The sequence below is a fragment of the Actinoplanes sp. NPDC051494 genome (assembly GCF_044454705.1).
Lineage (GTDB): Bacteria > Actinomycetota > Actinomycetes > Mycobacteriales > Micromonosporaceae > Actinoplanes.
In genome coordinates this window covers 864049-880082 of the sequence record NZ_JBITDZ010000002.1, presented here as the reverse complement: position 1 = coordinate 880082, position 16034 = coordinate 864049, and the positions used below count along the sequence as shown (strand labels likewise).

Sequence of the window (16034 nt, the reverse complement as noted above, 5' to 3'; positions counted from 1 at the left end):
CCATCCTATGCTGACCCGCATGGGACGCCTTCTCGTCGTCAAGACCACCGCCGGTGCCGATGCGCCGGAGCGCTGCTCGCAGGCGTTCACCGTGGCGAGCACCGCAGTCGCGTCCGGCGTCGAGGTGTCGTTCTGGCTGACCGGGGAGTCGGCCTGGTTCGCGCTGCCGGGCCGGGCCGGGGAGTTCGAGCTGCCCCACGCGGCACCGCTGCCCGACCTGCTCGACCTGCTGCTGGCCAACGGCAAGGTGACGCTGTGCACGCAGTGTGCGGCCCGGCGGGACATCGGCCCGGCGGACGTGCTGCCGGGGATCCGGATCGCGGGCGCCGCCGTCTTCGTCGAGGAGATCATGTCCGACGGCGCCCAGGCGGTCGTCTACTAACCGGTCGTCAGACGCCATCTCTGGTTGTCGAGATCCAGAGCGGCCCACTGGGTGACGTTCGCGCCGTCCGCCATGGACCGGCCGGAGACCTCCAGCAGCTTGCCGCTGTGTCGCGCGATCACCGTGAACACACCCGGGCCGGCCCAGGCCAGCCGCCACTGCTGATTGGCGCCGCCGAGGTATTCCCACTGGGTCACCCGCGCTCCGTCATCCGTCGAGGCGCCGCTGACGTCGACGCATTTGCCGGTGAGCGTGCTGACGATCCGGAAGTGACCGTCACCCGAGTCCTCGAAGCGCCACACGTGGTCCGCGGTGCCGGTCGGCGGCCACTGGGTCAGTTGCGCGCCGTTCGCCGTCGACATGTCCTGGATGGCGAGGACCTTGCCGCTGTGGACGACCTGGAGCTGCACCGTCGCGTCCGGGATCAGGCGCCAGTTGTGGTCGGCTGTCCCGGTGTCACCGAACTGCACCACGTTCGCCGAGTCGGCCGTGGACATGCCGGCCACCCCGAGCACCTTCCCAGAGTTCCTGTTCCGGAAGCGGGCGTATCCGGTGCCGTTGTCGAGGACCTCCCAGAGATGGTCGGCGGTCCCGTTGTCCGCGAACTGCACCACCTGCGCCGAGTCAGCCGCCGACATCTGGTCGACCCCGAGCACCTTGCCGGAATTCACGCAGCGCAGCCGCACGAACCCGTCGCCGTTGTCCACGATCTGCCAGAGGTGATCGGCGGTGCCGGTGTCCGCGAACTGCACCACCCGGGCGCTGTCCGCGAGCGACATCTGATCGACGCCGAGCACCTTGCCGCTGTGCTCGTTCTGGATCCGGAAAGCCACCCCCGGCGGCACCCAGGGCCGGCCGGCACCGATCACCGGGAACGCGCTGATCCGCAGCCGGGCCGCACCCATCGGGATCAGCGTGACCGTCTCCACCGGCTCGGCCGACGGCGTCGGGCTGTCCTGCAACGGGGTCACGATCTGGTCCGAGTCGGCCGACCACGCCGGGATCCGCCGGGCCGGCGTGGTGATCCGGATCGGGGCGGTGGCCGGCGTGAACGGATCGGCGGCGTCGCCCAGACCGGTGGTCACCGCGAAACTCGTGCCGTTGTCCAGGCCGTAGTTCCACGCCGACCCCGGCCGCACCTCACGCGTCGGCCACTCGTCGGTTCCGCCGGTCCGGGACCAGTTCTCGCTGATCGCGAGCGAGAACGTCAGAGCACCGAAATTCACCGAGACCGCGCCGTGATTGCCGCTCCAGGCCGTGGCGCGCGCCCGCATGGGAAGCCGCAGGACGACTCGGTCACCCTTGGACCAGGTCCGGCTGATTTTCGCGTACGAGGGCCCGGGCGCGATCGGCACGACCGAACCGTTCACCGTGGCGGTGGGAGCCTCGCACCATCCCGGGATGCGCAGATACAACGGGAACGCCACCGGCGCCGGCGTGGTCACCGCGTAGGTGATCGAATCGGCGAACGGGTACGTCGTATCGGCGGCGACGGTGACCCTCGTACCACCGGAGACCGCGGCCGTGACCCGCGCCGGACCATGCAGATTGGCGACCAGCCCGCCGTCGGGGGTCGCCGCCCACATCTCCTCGACGTAGTAGGGCCAGCCCATCCCGTAGTTGTGCGGGCAGCAGCGATAATTGTCGATGCCCAGCATGTACGCCTGCATCGGGAACCCGTTCTGGAACTGCCCCTGGCTCCCGGTCCGGTCGAGCAGCGACATGCTGTTGGCGCTGGTGATGTAGTGGATGCCGGTCTGTTCCGGGTCGAGCGACGCGGGCAGCGAATTGAAGGCGAGGTCCTCGACCCGATCGGCCCACACGGGATCACCGGTGATCCGGGCGAGCATCTCGTGGCTCGCCATGAACTCGACGATCCCGCAGGTCTCGAAGCCCTGCCGGGGATCGCCGAACCCGGCCCGCATGTTCTCGTCACCGGCGAAACCACCGCCCGGGAACTGGCCGTACCCGCTCATGATCGCGGCATAGTCCTGGTAGCTGGCCTGCCGATGAGCCGGATCCCCGGAAAGCACCGAGTAGACAGCCGGCTCCCGGAAACCCTGGGCCAGATTGACGTTGTGCGGACTCGGCAGATCGTTCAGATAGTTCGCCGAGTTGGCGTGGATCTTGCGGGCCAGATCCAGGAGGAACGCGTCCCCGGTCCGGTTGTAGACCCAGAACACCACCTCCAGGGTGTCCGCCCACCGGAAACTGCCCCAGCTCTGCGAGAAGACGCCGGTGCCCTGCGCGTCGACGTAGCGGAAGAAGCGGGTCAGGAACGGCACGATCCGGGCGTCGCCGGTAAATTCCTGGTACGACCGGACGGCGTGCAGCATGGGCATGTGCGGCCAGAGATCGGGGCCGTTGTTGAGACTGGTCCGCAACCCTTCAGGCCCGAAATAGCCGTCGCGGGCCTGGGTGGCGAGAACCCCGTCGATCCAGCGCCGGGTCTCGGCGATGACCCGGGAGTCACCGGTGACATAGCCGAGGCTACTGAACCCTTTGAGCCAGTAGGGCACCTCCTCCCAGCCGCCGAGCGAGGGACGGGTCCAGCCGGTGTTGTCGTACTGGAGGAAATGCGAGATCTCGGTCATCCGCCCGTTGATGCCGGTCAATTGATACCCGAGTTGGGTGGCCAGCCATCCGGTGGCTCTCGTCGAACCCGGGGCCAGGCGAAGAAACGCGTCGGGTCGCAGTGGAGCCCGGTTGACCACATAGCCGGGCGCGGCCCGCCCTCGTTCCCCAGCGCTCGCTGCCGGCGCGGTGCCCGCCGCCGGGGTCACGGCCATTGCCTCGGTGACGGCCGCAACCGTGGGGACGGCGATGCTCGCGGTCAGAAATTTACGACGGTCCACAGCAGCCTCCGGGTGATGCCAGGGCGTGCGCTCATGGTGGATTCTGTTCAAATCCTTGCGTTACAGAATCGTAAAACGCCGAGTGAATGCGGTAAATAGATAGCCGCAAGTCAATTCATCGACAACTGACCGTCGCGCTGGCCTTGGCCACACCTTCACTCTCAGTGACCACCACGGAGACCTCACCGACCCGGTAGGCCCACTCATGGGCGTCAGCACGGACAACAGTCACGCCGCCGGCCACCTCCCGCAGCGCCCGCCCGAGATCACCCGGCGCCGCCAGACCACCCACAACCAGGGTCCGCGCGACCCGCCCACCCGGACAGACAACCTCCGCCCCAGCCGTCCAGCCCGGCTCGGACGGGTCCGGTGACGCGGGGCCGGCAGCCTGGGGAGACGTGGCGGCTCGCAGGGCGGCGACCGCGTCCAGCAGGGCGTCGGGGGTTTCGCCCGGGCCCGGCATGAAGGGCGCGGGGTCGTAGTCGATGCCGTCCGACAGCGGCCGGCAGCCGGTGGAGACCTGCAGCGTCAGTGCGTTGTCCACGTCGTCGGTCGTGGCATCGACACCTACGAACTCACCCGCGTCAGCGTGCAGGAAATAGCGGGTGCTGGCAGCGTTGTGCCCCACTGCCGCCTTCCATCCGGCGGGCAGTGCCGCGGCCACCGATTCCAGGGTGCCGGGGGCCTGGTCGTCGCGCACCCGGACGGTGATGTCCCGGAGCGCCTCGACGCCGGAGCGGACCGGGGTGATCGAGCAGCCCCGGTCGAATACCAGGGCCCCGATCTCCACCGTCCGGTCCGGCCCGTCCGCGGCTGCCACGACCAAACCGCTGACCTGCTCGAACAGCGGCAACGCGGCGCCGATGTCCCGCTGTTCCGCCACGGTCGGAGGATCGTTGCGCACCGACCACAGGATGGCTCCGGCCAGCAGCACACCCCACCCCGCGGCCACAGCGACCAGCCACCACCGCCGCTCGGGCCGCTCCGGGGCGGGCGGCGACGCGACGACGGGACAGCCAGGCGAACTCACGTCCGCCATGCTCGCACGCCCTCGCAGCACCACCCCTGCCAGCTCCACCTCACGCCCGTTTGATCAACAAGGGGAGAGGGCGAAGGGAACGGCCCGGGCCGAACGGCGATCAGCCTCCAGCGTGGCGGCAAGGGAGAGGGCGAAGGGAACGGCCCGGGCCGACGGCGATCAGCCTCCAGCGTGGCGGCAAGGGAGAGGGCGAAGGGAACGGCCCGGGCCGACGGCGATCAGCCTCCGGCGTGGCGGCAAGGGAGAGGGCGAAGGGAACGGCCCGGGCCGAGGGCGATCAGCCTCCGGCGTGGCGGCAAGGTGATCGGGGTCAAGAGACCCGATGTCGACAGGCACGACGGCATGAGCTGCGACGGCGGTGAGCCGAGAATCCATACGAGCAAGGACCGGCTACGGAAAGGCCGGGCACAGAAGGGTGCCGAGCGGAGAGCGCCAAATCGGCAACCCCCCGGCTCGACAGGGCCGACATCGAAGGACCCCGGGCGGAGAACCCCTGGCCAGAGGGAGCTGACACGGAAGGCTCGTAGGCGGAGAACCCCTGACCGGAATGGGCCAGTACGGAAGACCCCCAGCCGGAGAGCCCTTGTCGAGAGAGCCCTTGTCGGGAGAATCCCCGGCCAGGATGGGCCAGCGCGGAAGACCCCCAGATGGGGAGCCCTTGACCGGAGAGCCCCCGGCCAGGATGGGCCAGCGCGGAAGACCCCCAGATGGGGAGCCCCTGACCGGGAAATTCCAGGCCGGGAAAGGGCGGCGTGGAAGGGCCAGATACGGAAAGGCCAGACACGGAGGGGCTCAGGCCGGAGGGGCTCGGGGTGGAGGGGTTCAGGCCGGAGGGGCTCAGGCCAGAGGGGCTCGGGATGCGGAGATCTGCGGCGCCAAGGTCGGAGGCTCAGACAACGCCTCGGCGGCAGGGTTGTGGAGGGGTCGGCCGTCAACGGGGAGAGAGTTGCCGCGGTTGTCATGGGGCTAGATTATTTGGGGCAAGACTCTGGCAGCCAGTTTGCGCTGGCCGGCCTGTGGACAGACCCCGCCTGTGGATAACCCCGGGCTGTGGACAACTGGGCTGTGGACAACCCGGGGTGGTAAGGCCGGAGAAACCGAAGGGCGGGACCCCTGATGGGGTCCCGCCCTTGGTCAACAGAGCGCGAGCTGGATCAGGCGGAGACGACGCTGAGGCCGACCTGGTTCACGCCCCGGTTCGCGTCGACCGTGAGGTCTCCGTTGCCGTGGCGGGACAGGGCTCGCAGGGTCCAGGATCCCGGCGCCGCGAAGAAGCGGAAGACGCCCTCCGGGGAGGAGACCACCTCGGCCGTGAATTCGCCGGTCGCGTCGAGGAGGCGGACGTAGGCGCCCGCCACCGGGTCGCCGTCCGGGTTCGTCACGATGCCGGTGATGACGGTTTCTTTCTGGAGGTCGACGCTGGCCGGGATGGGAGCCGACTGGTCGGGGGCGGCGCAACCGTCCGCGATGTTGGGAGTCGTCATCCGGTCACGCCTTTCCGGGTTCGTCGCCGAGGGCGATCGGGACGCCGATGAGGGAGCCGTACTCGGTCCAGGAGCCGTCGTAGTTCTTGACGTTCTGCTGGCCGAGGAGTTCCTTGAGGACGAACCAGGTGTGCGAGGAACGCTCGCCGATGCGGCAGTAGGCGATGGTGTCCTTGGAGCCGTCGAGGCCGGCGTCACCGTAGATCTTGGTGAGTTCGTCGTCGGACTTGAAGGTGCCGTCCTCGTTGGCGGACTTGCTCCACGGGACGCTGATCGCGGTGGGGATGTGCCCGCCGCGCTGGGACTGCTCCTGCGGGAGGTGGGCCGGGGCGAGCAGGCGGCCGGCGAATTCGTCGGGGCTGCGGACGTCGACGAGGTTCTTGGCGCCGATGGCCTGGACGACCTCGTCGCGGAAGGCGCGGATCGACAGGTCGGGGGCGGCTGCGGTGTAGGTGGTGGTGGGGCGGGTGGGGACGTCCTTGGTGTAGGTGCGGGCGTCGAGTTCCCACTTCTTGCGGCCGCCGTCGAGGAGTTTGACGTCGCCGTGGCCGTACAGCTTGAAGTACCAGTACGCGTAGGCGGCGAACCAGTTGTTGTTGCCGCCGTACAGGATCACGGTGTCGTCGTTGGCGATGCCGCGCGAGGACAGCAGCGCGGAGAACTGCTCCTGGTCGACGAAGTCGCGGCGGACCGGGTCCTGCAGGTCGGTCTTCCAGTCGATCTTGATCGCGCCGGGGATGTGGCCGCCGTCGTAGGCGGTGGTGTCCTCGTCGACTTCGACGAAGACCACTCCCGGGGTGTCGAGGTTCTTCTCGGCCCATTCGGCAGAGACGAGTGCGGAGTCGCGACTCATCGGAATGCTCCCTTGTCAGGTGAGAGATGGGGGAGTCAGCGCGCGAGGGATTTCAAGAGGTCGCACGCGCGCCGACCCGAAAAACGGATCACGGTTTGCGTACGGCGCCACTGCCGGGCGAAAAAGGAAAAGGCGAGTGACCCCGTCAGAGGACGGGGCGACACAGGCAGGCGGCCACGCGGCACAGGTCGACCGCGCGCCTCTTGGTGAGCAGCAGGAGGCTCATGCCCCAGACCATATCAGCGGTTCCAGAGCACGGAACACCGTCGACCACCATCCGGGATGGAGTCGACGGTCACACTCTGCCCGAACGCCGTCACAATCCGCCGGAGTTCAGCGGAACATTCTCGGCTCCGGTGGTCACCACCAGGCCTTCCGGGCGGGGCTCCACCTTCTGGACCTTGAGGTTCAGGGGCAGCGCCGGCACGTCGAGGTTGTACGCGAGTTGTTTCACGTAGTTGTCGACCAGGTTATTGACCAGGGGGATGTCGGGCAGGCCGGCCGCGGTGACGTCGCTGAAGCGCACCTGCACCACGCCGTCCGCCACGGCCAGGTCAGCCGTGCCGGTCACCTGGAAGGTCTGGCCGACAGCCTGGATGGGCGCCGATCCGACGAGCTTGCCGTCCTTCTCGCCGAGCGTCAGCCCGTCCTGGTCGATCAGGGTGGCGAGGTCCGGGTACTCGATGGTGCCGGTGCCGGTCACCGTGCCGGCCACGATGTCGCCGGTGCCGGTGCGCAGCGTGTTCAGCGGGGCGTCGACGTCCTGGGCCCGGATGTCCAGCGTCGGCATCTTGATCATGTTGCCGGTCTGGTCGGGCGCGCTGAAGTTCTTCAGGAGGATCTTGATCTCCTGGTAGTCACCGGCCACGACCTGGGTCAGGAACGGCGTGCCCTCGACCGTCACGTCCGGGCGCTCGGCGGTGGCCTTCTGGTTGGCGACCTGCTCGGCCACCCGGTCCGCGATGGTCCGCTCCGCGTAGGAGGCGGCGACCCGGTCGCCCACCACCAGTGCCACCGCGAGCAGGACCAGGAGCACCAGGAAGGTGATCAGCAGCCGCCGGCCCCAGCGCTTGCGCGGTCGCGCCGACCCGTATTCCGCCACGTGGTGCTCCTTCGACATCGGGGGATGGCAAAGGTATATGCCCAATGCGACGGTCAGGAAAGCATGAAGACCGTGAGGAGATAGGTGGCCGGGAGGGAGAGGGCGAAAGCGCCCAGCGGGCCCTGCATGTGCCGGGCCACCCAGAACGTGGGCGCGTCGCCGGCCATGCTGCGGCCGGCCTCCGAGAAGTTGACGGCCAGGTCGACCAGGCCGGCGATGCCCGCGATGACAAAACCGATGATCGCGCCCTTGGCCGGCGTGAACGGCAGCACGAGCACGCTGCCCAGCGCGGCCGAGGTGAGCGTGCCGATCATCGCGCCGACGATGACGCCGGTCGCCCCGCGCGGCACCTGCGGGGCGATCCGCGGCTTGGGGAAGATCGCGTCGATGACGTGCGCGAGCAGCAGCGACACGCCCACCGCGCTGAGGCAGACGAGCATCGCCTGGGCGCCGATCGGCCGCCGGGTGAGCACCAGCAGCAGGCTGAAGCAGAGCACGCCGAACACGATGACGAACGTGCCGCCGAGCGAGTCGCGCAGTTGCAGCCGGTCGCGGGCCCGGACGGCCTGCCCGATCAGTGCGGTCACGAACGCGGCGGCGAGCACGTAGACCAGCGGCAGCATCGAGGCGGGCCGGGTGGTGACCGCGAGATAGTCGGCGACCACGGCGGCCGCCACGCACACCCCGGCCACGACCCCGGCCGCCGGCGGCCGGATCGCCATGGTGAAGGCCAGGACGAACAATGCCTGCACACCGAGGACCACGATCGCGTACGGGAGCCGCGCGTCCGGTCCCGACGTCTGCGCCCCGAGGATCAGGCCGGTGCCCAGCAGCCCGGCGAACCCGGCGATCGCGATCGACAGCTGCCGGCGTACCGGAACGAATCTGACCTCTTCTTCGAAGTCCTCGTCGTCCCCCAGCTCATCCTCGTGGCGGTCGCCGGCGGGGAAGCCGGCCGCGGACCGGCCCGGCGCGGAACGCGCGATCTCCCGGGAGACGTCCTCGTCCCAGGCATCGCTGTCTCGCGGGGTGGTGGGGAACACGTCTGCGATGGTGCCAGACGGGAGCGATATTGCACGCATCGACGTCCGGCCCGCTGTCCCGTCACCGCCCCGCAACATGGGTACGCTCCCACCGGACGTGAGCGGAGTGTGACGTGCCACTCAGGTAAAAGGGTGGTTACCATTTGGCCGTTCGGTCACCTCCGGGGCGTTCGTCACATCACTCGGTGTTCGTAAATGAGTGATCGAGCGGATGCATCGGTTAAGGTATTCGCAGCCCACCCGTCGGTGACGCCGGGACGAGACCCTCCGGTTGCGTGGCATTCCACCACGCAGACCGGGTCACCCGAGCGGCCCTCGTGCCGCGAGGATCGAGGTGAGTGTGGAAATCCTCCTGTTGGTGACGGCCCGCGCCGGTGAGCCTTCCGCCGTGCTGCCCGCCCTGGACCTGCTGCCCCACTCGGTGCGCACCGCGCCCCGCGATGTGCGCACGCTGGTTTCCGGTCCCAGCCCGGACGCCGTGCTCGTCGACGCCCGCTCCGAGCTCTCGGAAGCCCGCGCGACCTGCCGCATGCTGCACGCCACGGGCATCGGCGTGCCCCTGATGGCCGTCGTGACCGAGGCCGGCCTGATCGCCCTCAACGCCGACTGGGGTGTCGACGACGTCATCCTGGCCAGTGCCGGGCCGGCCGAGGTCGAGGCACGGCTGCGCCTGGGTGTCGGCCGCCTGAACAACGCGACCGCGGGGGCCGGTGGCTCGATCCGCGCCGGCGAGCTCAACATCGACCCCGACACCTACGCCGCCAAGCTCAAGGGCCGGCCGCTCGACCTCACGTACAAGGAGTTCGAGCTGCTCAAGTTCCTGGCACAGCACCCGGGCCGGGTCTTCACCCGTGACCAGCTGCTGCGTGAGGTCTGGGGTTACGACTACTTCGGTGGCACCCGCACGGTCGACGTGCACGTGCGCCGGCTGCGGGCCAAGCTCGGCTCGGAGTACGAGTCGATGATCGGCACCGTGCGCCAGGTCGGCTACAAGTTCGTCGTGCCGCCGACCGGCCGTCAGCTCCCCGACAACGAGCCCGTCTCGCTGCCGGTCTGACCTTCATGATCGATATCCGGTCCTCGGACCGGCTCTCCGCTGCCGAGGTGGCCGACGTCTTCGCGTTGGCCACCGCGGCGGACGAAGCCGACGGCATCTCCCCGCTCTCCGAGGACGGGGTTCTGGGCCTGCGTGGCACCACCCACCATCACCTGCTGGCGATGGGTGAGGGTGGCGAGCTCGCCGGCTACGCCTACGTGAACGACAGCGGTGACGGCGAGCTCGTCGTGCACCCGAAGCACCGGCTGCGCGGGCACGGTTCCGCCCTGCTGGCCGCCGCCGGCGACGGTGAGCTGCATTTCTGGGCGCACGGCGATGATCCCGGCGCCCAGGTCTTCGCGGAGAAGGCCGGTTTCACCCGCGCCCGTGTGCTCTGGCAGATGCGCCGCTCGCTGCATGACCTTCCCGACGTGCCGCTGCCCGCCGAGGTCCGGATCCGCGCGTTCGTGCCGGGTTCCGACGACGAGGCCTGGCTGGGCGTCAACTCCCGGGCGTTCGCGCACCACCCCGAGCAGGGCCGCTGGAGCGCCGCCGACCTGCGCGTGCGCTTCGCCGAGCCGTGGTTCGATCCGGCCGGTTTCCTGCTCGCGGTCGATCCGGCCGACGACCACCTGCTCGGCTTCCACTGGACCAAGGTGCACCCCGCCGAGGGGGACGAGCCCGCCATCGGCGAGATCTACGTCCTCGGCGTCGACCCGGACGGTCACCGCCGCGGCCTCGGTGCCGCGCTGAGCGTCGCCGGCCTGCGCCATCTGGCGGGTCTGGGGCTCGGTGACGCCCTGCTCTACGTGGACGAGTCCAACGCCGCAGCGGTCGCTCTGTACCGCCGGCTGGGCTTCGAGGTCTTCTCCACCGACATCCAGTACGCCCGCTGACCCGTTCGGGTGATCAGCACGTGAACGGATCGGGTACCCCCGGGCCAACGATCGGTTAATGTCTCGGGGGTGACCCCGCTCACATATCAGGGGTAACTTCCGTCCCGAATCGGTCGGACCGGCCCGTCGTAGGCGAGGTCGACGCCCGTATTTGGCTGACATTTCGGTCAAAAAGCCTTCGGTTCACGTAACGGACAACCCCACCTCAGCAACAGGCAATACGAAGGCGCCTACGTGTTCACCCTGCGTTCATTTAGGCCGGGGAAGCCGGTCACCTGGCCCTTTTAACTTTCCGGTTGTGCCGATGAAAGTTCGGCACACCGGGACACGGAGCCCGGAGATGCGATCCATTCGAAGGGAACACCGTGAAGCTCCAGCGGTTCTACGTTGCTGGTATTGCCATGACCGCCGCCTTCGCGCTCACCGCGTGCGGCTCTGACAACGCCGAGCCCAGCTCGGCCGGCGGCGCCTCCGCCGCCAACGCGAGCTGCGCCGCGGGCGACCTGACCGCGCAGGGCTCGTCGGCGCAGAAGAACGCCATGGACGAGTGGATCAAGACCTACGCCAGCCAGTGCGCCGACGCCAAGATCGGCTACGAGGGCACCGGCTCCGGCGCGGGCATCCAGGCGTTCATCGCCGGGACCGCCGACTTCGCCGGCTCGGACTCCGCGCTCAAGGAGGAGGAGCAGCCGCAGGCCGACGCCAAGTGCCCCGGCGGTGCCGCGCTCAACCTCCCGATGGTGACCGGCCCGATCGCGGTCGTCTACAACGTCGACGGTGTCGACGCCCTCAACCTGTCGGCTTCGACGATCGCCAAGATCTTCGCCGGCACGATCAAGACCTGGAACGACCCGGCCATCGCCGCCGAGAACGCCGGCGTGACGCTGCCGGCCACGGCCATCGCGACCGTGCACCGCTCGGACGAGTCGGGCACCACCGACAACTTCACCAAGTACCTCAGCAAGTCCGCCGAGGCTGACTGGAGCTTCAGCAACGCCAAGGCGTGGAAGGCCCCGGGCGGCACCGGCGCCAAGGGCTCGGACGGCATCGCGCAGGCCGTCAAGAGCACCCCGGCCTCGATCTCCTACGTCGAGCTCTCCTTCGCGGAGAACAGCGACCTGAAGAAGGCCAAGGTCAAGAACGGTGCGGGTGAGTTCACCGAGCTGACCGGCGAGAGCGCCGGCAAGACCATCGCGGGCGCCAAGATCGAGGGCACCGGCGACGACCTGAAGCTGGCCATCGACTACAACACCACCGAGGCCGGCGCGTACCCGATCGTCCTCGTCACGTACGAGATCGCCTGCAGCAAGGGCAGCCCGAAGGCCGCCGCCATCAAGGGCTTCCTGACCTACACCGCGAGCACCGGCGGCCAGTCGGCCCTCGCCGAGCTCGGCTACGCGCCGCTCCCCGAGTCGGTGCGCAGCAAGGTCGAGGCCTCGGTCGCGAAGATCTCCTGAAGCACCCACCCCTCCTAGACGACAGCGAGCGAGCGAATGGGTGACAATCCCTCCCGCTCGGCGAGCACCAGCGCCGGTGGATCGGGTGTGACAGCGCGTCACACCCGGTCCGCCGGCAACGGCCTATCGCCGACCCCTCCCGACGACAGCTACGGAAACCGTCCGCCGCTGGGTGGCGGGAGTGCGCTGCCCAAGAAGGCCCGGTTCTCCATGGAGACCGGCTTCAAGGCACTCAGCACGGCCGCCGGTGCGATGGTGCTCGTCATCATCCTCGCCATCGCGATCTTCCTGATCTCGAAGGCCATCCCGGCCCTCAACGCCAACAACGCGAGCTTCCTGACGTCGAAGGAGTGGTTCCCGAACGAGACGGAACCGCGCTTCGGCATCGCCGCGCTCGCGTTCGGCACGGTGCTGAGCTCGGTGCTCGCGCTGCTCATCGCGGTGCCGATCGCGCTGGGGATCGCGCTGTTCCTGTCGCACTACGCGCCGAAGCGGCTGGCCACGCCGCTCGGCTTCACGATCGACCTGCTCGCCGCCGTACCCAGCGTGGTGTTCGGTCTCTGGGGCCGCGACGTCTTCCGGATCCCGGTGCAGGACTTCTCGGTGTGGCTCAACAAATACTTCAGCTGGATCCCGCTGTTCGGCGGCGACGGCCCGTTCGGCCGCTCGATCATGCTGGGCTCGCTGGTGCTGGCGATCATGGTGCTGCCGATCGTCACGTCGCTGTCGCGCGAGGTCTTCCAGCAGACCCCGCCGATGAACGAGGAGGCCGCGCTCGCGCTGGGCGCCACCAAGTGGGAGATGATCCGGACGTCGGTGCTGCCGTACGGCAAGCCCGGCGTGCTCGCCGCGGTCATGCTCGGCCTGGGCCGCGCGCTCGGTGAGACCATCGCCCTGGCGCTGACCCTCGGCATCACGTTCGGCATCTCGTTCAACCTGATCCAGAGCGGTGGCAACTCGATCGCCGCCAACATCGCCAACAGCTTCGGCGAGGCCAACGCCACCGGCCGCGGCGCGCTGATCGCCTCCGGTCTGGTGCTGTTCGCCATCACCCTGGTCGTCAACATGATCGCCCGGGCGATCATCTACCGGCGCCGCGAGTTCAGGGACAGTGCGGCATGACCGACTGCACCGGAGCGAGCTTGCGAGTGAAGGGCCACAAGGGCATGCAAAAGGTGAGCGCAGAATGAGCCTTCTCGAGCGTGAGACCCCGGGCGTCGTCATGACGCCGGACAACATCCGGTCGAAGAAACTGCCGCTGTTCGCCGACCTCGGCATCGCGGTCGCCGCCCTGGTCATCTCGGCCGCGCTGGTGCTGGGCACCGGCATCGGCAACTGGGTGCTGGTCGTCTTCCTCGGCGCCGTCTTCTACCTGGCCGGGCTGTACCTCGCCGCGAGCCGGGTGGAGGGCAGGCGGGCCGCCAAGAACAAGATCTGGCGCGCCATGATCTATTCGGCCTGCATCCTGGCGATCCTGCCGCTGGCCTCAGTGGTGTGGACGCTGCTCTCCAAGGGCGTGGGCCGCCTGGACGGCGACTTCTTCGGCACCTCGATGGCCAACATCGGGGCCCGGGACGCCAACGGCGGCGCCTACCACGCCATCATCGGCACGCTGGAGCAGGTCGGCATCGCCGCCCTGATGGCGGTGCCGGTGGGCGTGCTCGGCGCGATCTACCTCGTCGAGTACGGCCGGGGCAAGTTCGCGCTGACGGTCCGCTTCTTCGTCGACGTCATGACCGGCATCCCGTCGATCGTGGCCGGCCTGTTCGTGCTGTCGTTCTGGGTGCTCATCGTCAGCCCCTGGTTCAACGACGGCGTACCCCGCTTCTCCGGTTTCGCGGCCTCGCTCGCGCTGACCGTGCTGATGCTGCCGACCATCGTGCGGTCCACCGAGGAGATGCTGCGCCTGGTGCCCGGGCCGCTGCGCGAAGGCGCGTACGCGCTCGGCGTGCCGCAGTGGAAGACGATCCTCAAGGTCGTCCTGCCGACCGCGCTGCCCGGCATCGTCACCGGTGTCATGCTCTCCATCGCCCGGGCGGCCGGCGAGACCGCTCCGGTGCTGCTGGTCGCCGGCGGTGCCGCGGCGATCAACATGGACCCGTTCGCGGGCAACCAGTCCTCGCTGTCGCTCTTCGTGTACCAGCAGGCGGGCGACGCCTCCCGCTTCGCCCCCGACCGTGCCTGGACCGCCGCGCTGACGCTGGTCTCCCTGGTCCTGATCCTGACCATCGCAGCGAAGCTGCTCGCCCGCCGCAACCGGCTGTCCTGAGTAAGAGGTGACCTCCATGGCCAAGCGCATCGAGGCGAGCAACGTCTCGTCCTACTACGGCTCGTTCAAGGCGATCGACAGCATCTCGATGGCCGTCGAGCCGAAGACGATCACCGCCCTCATCGGCCCGTCGGGCTGCGGCAAGTCGACGTTCCTGCGGTCCATCAACCGCATGCACGAGGTGCTGCCGAACGCCCGCATCGAGGGCCGGCTGACCATCGACGACCAGAACATCTACGACGCCGACGTGGACGTCACGGCCGTACGCCGGATGATCGGCATGGTCTTCCAGCGCCCGAACCCGTTCCCGACGATGTCGATCTACGAGAACGCGGTCGCCGGCCTGAAGCTCAACGGCGTCAAGAAGAAGTCGCTGCTCGACGACGCCGCCGAGAAGTCGCTGCGCTCGGCGAACCTCTGGGACGAGGTCAAGGACCGGCTCAACCGGCCCGGCGCCGGCCTCTCCGGCGGTCAGCAGCAGCGGCTCTGCATCGCCCGTACCATCGCGGTCGAGCCGCAGGTCGTGCTCATGGACGAGCCCTGCTCGGCGCTCGACCCGATCTCGACGCTGGCGATCGAGGACCTGATGTTCAAGCTGAAGGACCAGTTCACGATCATCATCGTCACGCACAACATGCAGCAGGCCGCCCGGGTCAGCGACAAGACCGGGTTCTTCTCGATCGACAAGACCGGGGAGCCGGGCCGGCTCATCGAGTACGACGACACCCAGAAGATCTTCTCCAACCCCACCGAGAAGAAGACCGAGGACTACATCACCGGCCGTTTCGGCTGATCCTCAAAGCTCGGGAAGCGTCACCACAGCGCCGCCGTCCGCCGTCAGCTCCACCCGGGGCATGATCGGCACGGCGGCGTTCCGCTTCCGGCTGGCCAACATAAGATCATCAATGCTTCGGTACGACCTGAGCTGGCGCAAAGTCGTCCGCGTAGGTGGGAGCATGGTCAGGCCGTTGGCGGCCGCCGGGCTGATCCAGGTGGTCGAGCTCGCCTCCCCGGACACGTCCCGCGCGCGCTGAGCGGCGGGCAGCAACGCGACGAAGAACCACGTGTCGAACCGCTTCGGCTCGAACTCCGGCGTGACCCAGCGCGACCAGGGCAGCAGGAGATCGTCGCGCATCCGCAGCCCCCGCCGGGCCAGCAGCGTGGCCAGCGACAGCGAGTGGCCGGCCACCGCCGCCCGATCGGCCTCCCACGAGGGGCCGCTGACGTCGCCGACGGTGCGCTCCGGCTCCCCCACCGGCCCGGCCAGCAGCACACCGGACTCCTCGAACAGCTCCCGGACCGCCGCACCGACCACGGCGCGGGCCTGCTCGCCAGGCACCCCGAGCCGCTCCGGCCAGTCGGTGCGGATCGTCTCGGGACGGTCGGACGGGTCGACCCGCCCACCCGGGAAAGCGTGGACACCGCCGAAGACCATCGTGGTCGCGCGCTTCAGGACGTACACCTCGAAGGTTTCCGGGTCCAGGAGCACGACGGTGGCCGCGGGGCGCGCCGGAGCGGGCGGACCGGTGAAGTCCCTGGCCCGTCGCGCCATGGCCGGCGGCAGCGGCATGGATTCGCTCACACTCACGATCCTCCCACTGGGAGCGCGTGGGGCGAT

15 protein-coding genes are annotated in these 16034 nt (G+C 68.9%); 7 read left to right on the top strand and 8 right to left on the bottom strand.

What is annotated here, in order from left to right; all coding sequences use genetic code 11:
* Positions 1-7 precede the first annotated feature (7 nt).
* Positions 8-382 (top strand): DsrE family protein, encoded by a 375-nt coding sequence (locus ACIA6A_RS10625; protein WP_396097257.1) that lies wholly within the window; start codon positions 8-10, stop codon positions 380-382.
* Here ACIA6A_RS10625 and ACIA6A_RS10620 read toward each other — a convergent pair.
* The 7 genes from ACIA6A_RS10620 to ACIA6A_RS10590 all read right to left on the bottom strand — a co-directional run bounded on the left by ACIA6A_RS10620 (position 379) and on the right by ACIA6A_RS10590 (position 8758).
* Positions 379-3237: an RICIN domain-containing protein gene (locus ACIA6A_RS10620; RefSeq protein ID WP_396097256.1), complete on the bottom strand. Its 2859-nt coding sequence runs from the start codon at positions 3235-3237 to the stop codon at positions 379-381. The genes ACIA6A_RS10625 and ACIA6A_RS10620 overlap by 4 nt on opposite strands.
* A gap of 115 nt (positions 3238-3352) precedes the next feature.
* A complete protein-coding gene (locus ACIA6A_RS10615) occupies positions 3353-4267 on the bottom strand; it encodes a hypothetical protein (protein ID WP_396097255.1) in 915 nt (304 codons plus the stop codon).
* 1163 nt (positions 4268-5430) lie between these two features.
* On the bottom strand, positions 5431-5760 hold the full coding sequence (locus tag ACIA6A_RS10610) for a DUF1416 domain-containing protein (RefSeq protein ID WP_396097254.1): 330 nt from the start codon (positions 5758-5760) through the stop codon (positions 5431-5433).
* A gap of 4 nt (positions 5761-5764) precedes the next feature.
* Positions 5765-6613, bottom strand: a complete 849-nt coding sequence (locus ACIA6A_RS10605; RefSeq protein ID WP_396097253.1) for a sulfurtransferase — start codon at positions 6611-6613, stop codon at positions 5765-5767.
* A gap of 145 nt (positions 6614-6758) precedes the next feature.
* On the bottom strand, positions 6759-6839 hold the full coding sequence (locus ACIA6A_RS10600; RefSeq protein WP_396097634.1) for an Ms5788A family Cys-rich leader peptide: 81 nt from the start codon (positions 6837-6839) through the stop codon (positions 6759-6761).
* Positions 6840-6929: 90 nt separating this feature from the next.
* A complete protein-coding gene (locus ACIA6A_RS10595; RefSeq protein WP_396097252.1) occupies positions 6930-7733 on the bottom strand; it encodes a DUF2993 domain-containing protein in 804 nt (267 codons plus the stop codon).
* Positions 7734-7768: 35 nt separating this feature from the next.
* Positions 7769-8758 carry a hypothetical protein gene (locus ACIA6A_RS10590; RefSeq protein ID WP_396097251.1) on the bottom strand — a complete coding sequence of 330 codons (990 nt, stop codon included), beginning with the start codon at positions 8756-8758 and terminating at the stop codon, positions 7769-7771.
* Between the two features lie 340 nt (positions 8759-9098).
* Between ACIA6A_RS10590 and ACIA6A_RS10585 the strand changes: the two genes are divergently transcribed.
* The 6 genes from ACIA6A_RS10585 to pstB all read left to right on the top strand — a co-directional run bounded on the left by ACIA6A_RS10585 (position 9099) and on the right by pstB (position 15209).
* The gene (locus ACIA6A_RS10585) at positions 9099-9815 is read left to right on the top strand and encodes a winged-helix domain-containing protein (protein WP_396097633.1); all 717 of its coding nucleotides are present in this window, start codon (positions 9099-9101) and stop codon (positions 9813-9815) included.
* Positions 9816-9820: 5 nt separating this feature from the next.
* The gene (mshD, locus tag ACIA6A_RS10580) at positions 9821-10690 is read left to right on the top strand and encodes a mycothiol synthase (protein WP_396097250.1); all 870 of its coding nucleotides are present in this window, start codon (positions 9821-9823) and stop codon (positions 10688-10690) included.
* Between the two features lie 365 nt (positions 10691-11055).
* Positions 11056-12147 (top strand): phosphate ABC transporter substrate-binding protein PstS, encoded by a 1092-nt coding sequence (gene pstS, locus ACIA6A_RS10575; protein WP_396097249.1) that lies wholly within the window; start codon positions 11056-11058, stop codon positions 12145-12147.
* Positions 12148-12183: 36 nt separating this feature from the next.
* Positions 12184-13269, top strand: coding sequence for a phosphate ABC transporter permease subunit PstC (pstC, locus tag ACIA6A_RS10570; RefSeq protein WP_396097248.1), 1086 nt, complete (start codon positions 12184-12186; stop codon positions 13267-13269).
* 100 nt (positions 13270-13369) lie between these two features.
* Positions 13370-14416: a phosphate ABC transporter permease PstA gene (gene pstA / locus ACIA6A_RS10565; protein ID WP_396097632.1), complete on the top strand. Its 1047-nt coding sequence runs from the start codon at positions 13370-13372 to the stop codon at positions 14414-14416.
* 16 nt (positions 14417-14432) lie between these two features.
* The gene (pstB, locus tag ACIA6A_RS10560; protein WP_396097247.1) at positions 14433-15209 is read left to right on the top strand and encodes a phosphate ABC transporter ATP-binding protein PstB; all 777 of its coding nucleotides are present in this window, start codon (positions 14433-14435) and stop codon (positions 15207-15209) included.
* A gap of 3 nt (positions 15210-15212) precedes the next feature.
* Here pstB and ACIA6A_RS10555 read toward each other — a convergent pair whose 3' ends face one another.
* Positions 15213-15986 carry an NUDIX hydrolase gene (locus tag ACIA6A_RS10555; protein ID WP_396097631.1) on the bottom strand — a complete coding sequence of 258 codons (774 nt, stop codon included), beginning with the start codon at positions 15984-15986 and terminating at the stop codon, positions 15213-15215.
* Positions 15987-16034 lie beyond the last annotated feature (48 nt).

Coding starts and splice junctions, on each gene's coding strand:
- ACIA6A_RS10625 (WP_396097257.1), top strand. CDS start 8: ATGCTGACCCGCATGGGACGCCTTCTCGTCGTCAAGACCACCGCCGGT.
- ACIA6A_RS10610 (WP_396097254.1), bottom strand. CDS start 5,760: ATGACGACTCCCAACATCGCGGACGGTTGCGCCGCCCCCGACCAGTCG.
- ACIA6A_RS10605 (WP_396097253.1), bottom strand. CDS start 6,613: ATGAGTCGCGACTCCGCACTCGTCTCTGCCGAATGGGCCGAGAAGAAC.
- ACIA6A_RS10600 (WP_396097634.1), bottom strand. CDS start 6,839: ATGAGCCTCCTGCTGCTCACCAAGAGGCGCGCGGTCGACCTGTGCCGC.
- ACIA6A_RS10595 (WP_396097252.1), bottom strand. CDS start 7,733: ATGTCGAAGGAGCACCACGTGGCGGAATACGGGTCGGCGCGACCGCGC.
- mshD (WP_396097250.1), top strand. CDS start 9,821: ATGATCGATATCCGGTCCTCGGACCGGCTCTCCGCTGCCGAGGTGGCC.
- pstC (WP_396097248.1), top strand. CDS start 12,184: ATGGGTGACAATCCCTCCCGCTCGGCGAGCACCAGCGCCGGTGGATCG.
- pstA (WP_396097632.1), top strand. CDS start 13,370: ATGACGCCGGACAACATCCGGTCGAAGAAACTGCCGCTGTTCGCCGAC.
- pstB (WP_396097247.1), top strand. CDS start 14,433: ATGGCCAAGCGCATCGAGGCGAGCAACGTCTCGTCCTACTACGGCTCG.
- ACIA6A_RS10555 (WP_396097631.1), bottom strand. CDS start 15,986: ATGCCGCTGCCGCCGGCCATGGCGCGACGGGCCAGGGACTTCACCGGT.